Annotated in this window: 5 protein-coding genes and 1 pseudogene; 2 read left to right on the top strand and 4 right to left on the bottom strand. The window is 40.4% G+C overall.

The window, feature by feature from the left end; genetic code table 11:
- The first annotated feature begins 127 nt into the window (after window positions 1–127).
- Both ACZW67_RS13915 and ACZW67_RS13910 read left to right on the top strand, forming a co-directional pair.
- Window positions 128–1,450: an MFS transporter gene (locus ACZW67_RS13915; RefSeq protein WP_465183746.1), complete on the top strand. Its 1,323-nt coding sequence runs from the start codon at window positions 128–130 to the stop codon at window positions 1,448–1,450.
- Between the two features lie 650 nt (window positions 1,451–2,100).
- Window positions 2,101–2,586 carry a hypothetical protein gene (locus ACZW67_RS13910; RefSeq protein ID WP_465183745.1) on the top strand — a complete coding sequence of 162 codons (486 nt, stop codon included), beginning with the start codon at window positions 2,101–2,103 and terminating at the stop codon, window positions 2,584–2,586.
- A gap of 242 nt (window positions 2,587–2,828) precedes the next feature.
- Here ACZW67_RS13910 and ACZW67_RS13905 read toward each other — a convergent pair whose 3' ends face one another.
- The 4 genes and pseudogenes from ACZW67_RS13905 to ACZW67_RS13890 all read right to left on the bottom strand — a co-directional run.
- Window positions 2,829–3,068: a hypothetical protein gene (locus ACZW67_RS13905; RefSeq protein WP_465183744.1), complete on the bottom strand. Its 240-nt coding sequence runs from the start codon at window positions 3,066–3,068 to the stop codon at window positions 2,829–2,831.
- A 101-nt stretch (window positions 3,069–3,169) separates the two neighbouring features.
- Window positions 3,170–4,414: pseudogene (locus ACZW67_RS13900) on the bottom strand (IS3 family transposase).
- An 84-nt stretch (window positions 4,415–4,498) separates the two neighbouring features.
- A complete protein-coding gene (locus tag ACZW67_RS13895; protein WP_465183743.1) occupies window positions 4,499–4,885 on the bottom strand; it encodes a hypothetical protein in 387 nt (128 codons plus the stop codon).
- A gap of 1 nt (window position 4,886) precedes the next feature.
- The coding region (locus tag ACZW67_RS13890; RefSeq protein WP_465183742.1) for a cysteine peptidase family C39 domain-containing protein at window positions 4,887–6,371 on the bottom strand (1,485 nt) is incomplete at its 5' end.

Below are 6,371 nucleotides of genomic sequence, written 5' to 3'. Positions count from 1 at the left end.
AAAAAGAGATACACAATTTTATTTTTAATAAATAAAAAGTATCATTAATTTATATTAGGTAATGTTTGGCTAGGATAGCTAAACAGTTGAGTCGTTTCTAGGACAATATATAGACAAGGAGTCACTAATGACAACTACCACCACGATGGCTGAAAACGCCTCGCTTGCTGTACATCAGGATAAGAAAGTACTCACTGCCACCCTAGTTGGCACTGCGATTGAATGGTATGATTTTTTCATCTATGCACAAGCCGCAAGCCTTATATTTGCTCCCCTATTTTTCGCGGAAGTCAGCAAATCTAACCCTATGCTAGCCCAAATCATCGCTTTTGCTACCGTTGGTATCTCATTCCTATTTCGCCCATTAGGCGCAATCGTATGTGGTCGATTGGGTGACAAGTACGGTCGCAAGATGGTATTGGTAACAACCCTGATTTTGATGGGTGCGTCAACGACCTTAATAGGCTTCTTGCCGACTTATGCGCAGATTGGTGTATTAGCACCCTTGGCTTTGGTATTTTTACGTATTATCCAAGGCTTTTCTGCAGGTGGTGAATGGGGCGGTGCGGCATTGTTATCTGTCGAGCATGCACCCCTTGATAAACGCTCGCTATTTGGGGCTTACCCACAGATTGGCGTGCCCATCGGTATGATTTTAGCGACTGGTGTCCTGCTGCTCTTAAATTTGATTTTGGGTAAAGAAGCCTACCTCGAGTGGGGTTGGCGCATTCCATTTATATTATCGATTGCATTAATCATCGTGGGCACCTTTATCCGTCGTTCGGTTAAAGAATCACCAGTGTTTGAAGCCATGCATCGTCGTAAAGCAGAAGCCTCTGCACCATTGTCATTGTTATTCAAAGATCACACACCAACAGTTCTTAAAGCGGCTTTAATCTTTATGGGAGTGAATGCAGGTGGTTATATTCTCATCGCTTTTATGGTGGGTTACGGTCAAAAAGCCTTAGGACTTAGCCCTACTTTAACCATGCTAATCGTAGTTGCGGCTGCTTTCTCTTGGTTAGTATCAACCCTTTGGGGCGGCATGTTAGGTGATAAGATTGGTCGTCTAAAGATTTTTAAATTAGGCTATATCTTATTGTCGTTATGGTCGATTCCAATGTGGTTTTTGATTGATACCAAATCTCCCATTTTATTTATGCTAGCATTAGTGGTTTGGGCTATTCCCCTAGGTTTTACTTATGGTCCATTATCAGCCCTATTTGCTGAAATGTTCCCCGCAAAAGTGCGTTTTTCAGGGGTATCCATCAGCTATGCATTAGGTTCCATTATTGGTGGTGCATTCGCTCCGATGATTGCGCAATGGATTATGGCAACTTATCAACAGTCATGGATGATTGGTTTGTATATTACTATCGTCTCATTAATTTCACTATTCACACTTTACACGATTAAAAAAGACCCACAAGGCGTTGATCTATCTCTCTAAATAAATTTAGAGAGATAGCGGGAAAGGTCACCATGTAAATGGTATAAAAATTTTCTCAGCATACTACAAAAAATCAGCCTCACCTCACCTTTAACGGTTAAAAAGCTGACTAACTGTCGTATTACTATATTTGGTTGACATACATTGACATGGTAGAGGATGTTCTAAGTCACCTTTAGATGAATTATATTAACTACTTTATGTTACAACTTGTCATGTGTCAAAACCTTTATTTTCAGATGATATAAAATACGATTATTGTGATTAAACAGCATCGCTATCACGTATTTTATGCATAAAAAAAACACCCTTTAAGCTATGTTTTATATAGCTTAAAGGGTGTTTTTTATCTGTGCTTTTATGTGGGCGAGTAGTTTAAAGTTAGGGTTTGATCTAAAAATATAACTTCCTGCCTTATTGATAATTTTCCAATACCATCCTGCTGTGTGCTGACTCTGAACTCATCTGCTTCCGAATGCCACTAAAAGCTCTAACTACTAAAAACAGGGTAATGCTAAAAGACTTTCGTTAGACAAACGATCGTTCATCAGGTCTAGAGAATAGCTGTTTTTTTAGTCGCTATAATGAACTCAGCAGCAAAAAATGCAGTCATTCCGGCTCAAGTTAAAAACCCATAAAAGGATATATCAATGAAATTCTCAAAAATACTCATGGCGCTTCCGTTGTCATTCCTCTCTGTTAGTGCTATTGCAGGTATGGCCGATATCAATGGTAGTACCAAATGTACCATCGTTGATTCTATTATCAAAAATAAAGCCATTGTAAAAGCTTGTACTTACGAGGGTGCCGTAGGAGGAAGTATGAGTTATGCCATTAGTCAGCTGAATTTCAAACTCTCTAACGGCAGTATTTATCGTACCGTGGATGATGCGACGTTTGACTTTAATACAAGTGGAAAAATACAAAACTTAAAAGAGACTGTCTTACTCAATGGTAGGACAGCCGAGGTTGTAAGACTCCATCATAAAACATTTAAAAAAATCTCTGATAAAGACATAGACAGTCGCTATGAAAGCATAAAACCTGACTTTTCTGATGTTTTACAGTGTTTCAAATACGTTAAGCAAGACGCTGCGTTCTGCGTGTCTTATGAGTTTATCAATAGAATATCTTAATCGTTATTTGGCCGCCGTTTATTCATTACGCTACACATTAACTAGCTACACTTATCTATTGGAGTCATTATGAAATTAATTCACCTACCCTCTTTGGCATTGTTAGCAACTGTGTCTTTATTGTCTGCTAATACACTGGCTGCACCTAGATCATCTTGAGATATTTTCTTATAAACGCTGAGAAATTGCATGATTTACTCACTCTATAATGTACCAGGGAAAGTATTAATTAGTTCCCCTTTTCATCGTAAACGCCAAGCGATTAGTCTGTCAATAATTTCAATACATTCCTCTTGAGGTAATATGAATTCATCCATATCCATTGCTATTAAGCTGTGTAGATCACTCTGAAGTTCATAAGGTATCTCGTTAGAATAATCGAGCAGAAATTTCATAGCGCGTATTGATACCTTAGTAGGTTGGTAGTCAGCCAATATATGTCTTCTCAATTCTAATAACTCAGCTTTTATAAGTTCATTCATATTCTCACCTTAAAATTACCCATTGTAAATACAGTTTACCCTAGCGACCTAGTTCCTTACCTGTCGGTGGATAATGTTGCCCAGTGTAGTGGTCAACTAATTTAGGACACCCGATAAGAGGTTTTATTAAAGTAGCGTCTCTCTGCTTCAGCTGGTGTTAAATAACTGTTGAAAGTATGCGGTCTTACGGTTTGATAATAGCCCCAGATATAGTCAGTAATAGCACTCTTAGCCTCAAAGATATCTTCATAACCACTTTTTGGCATCCATTCCGTTTTAAAGCTTCTAAAGAAGCGTTCAGTTGGGGCGTTATCCCATGAGCGAGGATTAGCAAAGCACTGCTTTGCCCGAGTGCAAGACGGAGGGCTATGCCCGTAGTGGATTACCTTTTCGGCTCATACTTTGCTTCATACCATCACAACTAGCCACGGATTCAGCGAACGCTTTACTAGTATAATGCGTGCCTTGATCTGAGTGAAACAGCACTTCACTGGGTCTAAGTCTCGTCTGATATGCCATCTGTAGTGCTTTAGAAGTCAGCATACTGTCAGGAGAATCTGAGACAGCGAAGCCCACGACACGACGGGCAAACAAATCTAACACTACGGCTAGGTAGCACCAGCCGCCTTTAATACGAATATAAGTCACGTCACCCGTCCAGACTTGATTGGGCGCATCTGGGCCAAACCTGCGGTCTAATATATTGTTATGGGTTCTATGCGCTTGATCAGCGTGCTCATACTTGTGTGTCTTAAGCTGGCAGCTGACCAGATTCATTTGCTCCATAAGCTTGGTGGCTAAGTAACGCGTCAGTCTGGTGTTATGCTCATTCCATAAGATAGCGGCAATGGTACGAGCGCCAGCCGATTGCTTGGAGTCGTTGAATACCTGACGTATCAAGGCTTTGAGTTTGACACGTTCAATATCAATTGGCTTAGTCTGCATGCCATAATAGTAGCTGCTTCTAACAACACCAAATAGGTCGCATAGCTTACGCTTGCTCAGTCGTTTGTCTTGCTCTACAAGCTTGCTGATCAGCGATAGACGTTCAGGCTGTCCAAGGCTAGCAGAGCGGAAGCCTTTTTTAGAATGTCGCGCTCCATAGTGAGTCGTTTAACTTGTTTGCGAAGCTCTTGGAGTTCTCTTTGCTCATCGGTGAGGGCTAAACCTGTAGCTGGCGCAATGCCTTGCTGCTCTTTTTTATACTTGCGTACCCAGTTGTCTAGGGTGGAGACTCCAATCCCTAGCGACTCTGCTACTTCTGCAACTTTGCGCTTGTGATCAACGACTAAGCTGATAGCTTCTAACTTGAATTCTCGGGTATATTCTCTGCGTTTGCTGGTCATACTATGTTCCTTCTTTTGGGCTAGTATAACCTCTTAAACATGGTCCGATTTAATTATGCCACTACAGAGCAAGCTTTACAGAAATTATGGCAACCAGTCTGGTTCATCATCCCAAAACTGCTTTGGAATAGCGTAGTTTCCGTTTTCGATAACTGGAAGCCAACCATGACTATTATAGAACAAACTCAATGATAGAACTTTGTAATTAGTTTCTTCTATATGCTGTATAGAGATAAGCCCCTGTGCATAATATGCATACTCCCCACCTACACCAACTGGAGCTCTTGCACTAAAATCTTCTATTGACCAACCTTTAAGATTTCCTTCTATTTTAGTATGAGTACTAACAAACTCTATCGTAAATTTACCTGCCTTTAATTTACATAAGCAAGGAACGTCAACAATATTTTGAAAGGGTATAGGTTCACCAATACTAATTACTTCACTAGAAAAATCAACTTTAATTATCATGTTATTTGCTCCTAATTATAACTGTATTGCCAGTGAAACTGCTCTCAAATGTATTTATAGGACTAAAGTATTGAATATTATTAGGGTCACGTATTGCTACAACACTTTTTCCATATCTCTTAGTAATCCCATCTACAACAACAAAGTGAGGAAATCCGTTTTTGCCTGCTATTTGTACAATTACAGGAGTGCCCTTAGCAGTATATCGAGCAATGTCATTAACTGTTCTGTTAGGGAGGGCAACAGCGTCAACACCTTGACTTTTTAGTAAATTCCTCACATCTGTGTAATAAATTCCATCAGCCGTCATCGGAGATTTCTTAATCAATTTCTCTATCGGCACATTCTTACCTAGAGTGTCTAAAACCATCTTAGCAGAGTTTGGACCACAAGTTGGGCACTGTCCTTGGTTAACTATTAATCGACTACCATTTCTTGGTATAGCATCTTCAAGTAACGGATGGTTAGAACCTGCTCTTTGAGCTGCTTGAGTTGTTGACGTTGAATACTTACTAGCTGATGTAGAACTTGTTTTTTTGATGGGAATGGGAGTTCCATTACCATCTACTCTAACTGACAAACCTAAACTGGTAAATATCTGAATCTGTGTAGCTTGAGCCTTTTTAACTTTTGCAGGATCCCCACTAGCTAGATCTTCATAAGATTTAATTATAGCGCGTCCAGTATCACCATTTCCCATTTTAATAAGCACTTGGCCAATAGCAACACCCTTGGCGTTATTGCCAACTATAATGGTTACATCATCGTTATATTTCGTACTGTTCGCCCATCGTAAGGCATCTTCTATTTCTTGCAGAGTATAAGATTTACCATCTGCTCTTTTCCACCCTTGTTTTTTAGCTTTTTCAAACAGTACTTTAGCTAACTCTTTTTCTTGTGGATGCAACTGTCTATTATTCGCATCTACATTCATAGCGGCCACTATACTTGACGTGTCTAAGCCAACTGCAGAGCCTGTACCTAATAGCGCCAGACTTATCACACCATTTGCTGTGCCTTTAGCGATATCTTCACTCATACCGTTAGCAACAAGTGCATCTGAAATTTTCTTTTGCAAATTATCAAGAGTAGGCGCAGCAGCCATACTGCCTGTGGTTAAAGCCCCTTCTACGCTACCCGTCCCCAAGGCACCTAAAGCGGTATGAGCTGCTACTCGGTAAATACCACCTTCATCCCATTTTTTAATAGCTTCTAACTTTTCATCAATACTAAGAGTAGTATCATCTTTGATAGCATCAATACGGTTTTGTGAAAACTCAGCCACTGCCTTCGGCGCTTCTTTACCAAACTCTTGCGTAATCTGCGTCTGCGCCCCAAGCTCCTCATTCACTCGGTTGGCATCAAACACACTCTCAAGCTTACCGCCAAGGGCTTCACGTTTCTCAGTGGTGAGCATGCCTTGTGGATCATTATAGCCACTGACACCACCTTTGGTGATACTGCTATCACTGTCACTATCTGTGCC

The sequence above is a fragment of the Psychrobacter sp. TPE 89C genome (assembly GCF_055522395.1).
The sequence above is the reverse complement of the archived record's forward strand: the minus strand, read 5'-3'. Positions and strand labels throughout refer to the sequence as shown.

Excerpts from the sequence above, each read along its gene's own strand:
- ACZW67_RS13915 (WP_465183746.1), top strand. The coding sequence starts at position 128 with ATGACAACTACCACCACGATGGCTGAAAACGCCTCGCTTGCTGTACAT.
- ACZW67_RS13910 (WP_465183745.1), top strand. The coding sequence starts at position 2,101 with ATGAAATTCTCAAAAATACTCATGGCGCTTCCGTTGTCATTCCTCTCT.
- ACZW67_RS13905 (WP_465183744.1), bottom strand. The coding sequence starts at position 3,068 with ATGAATGAACTTATAAAAGCTGAGTTATTAGAATTGAGAAGACATATA.
- ACZW67_RS13895 (WP_465183743.1), bottom strand. The coding sequence starts at position 4,885 with ATGATAATTAAAGTTGATTTTTCTAGTGAAGTAATTAGTATTGGTGAA.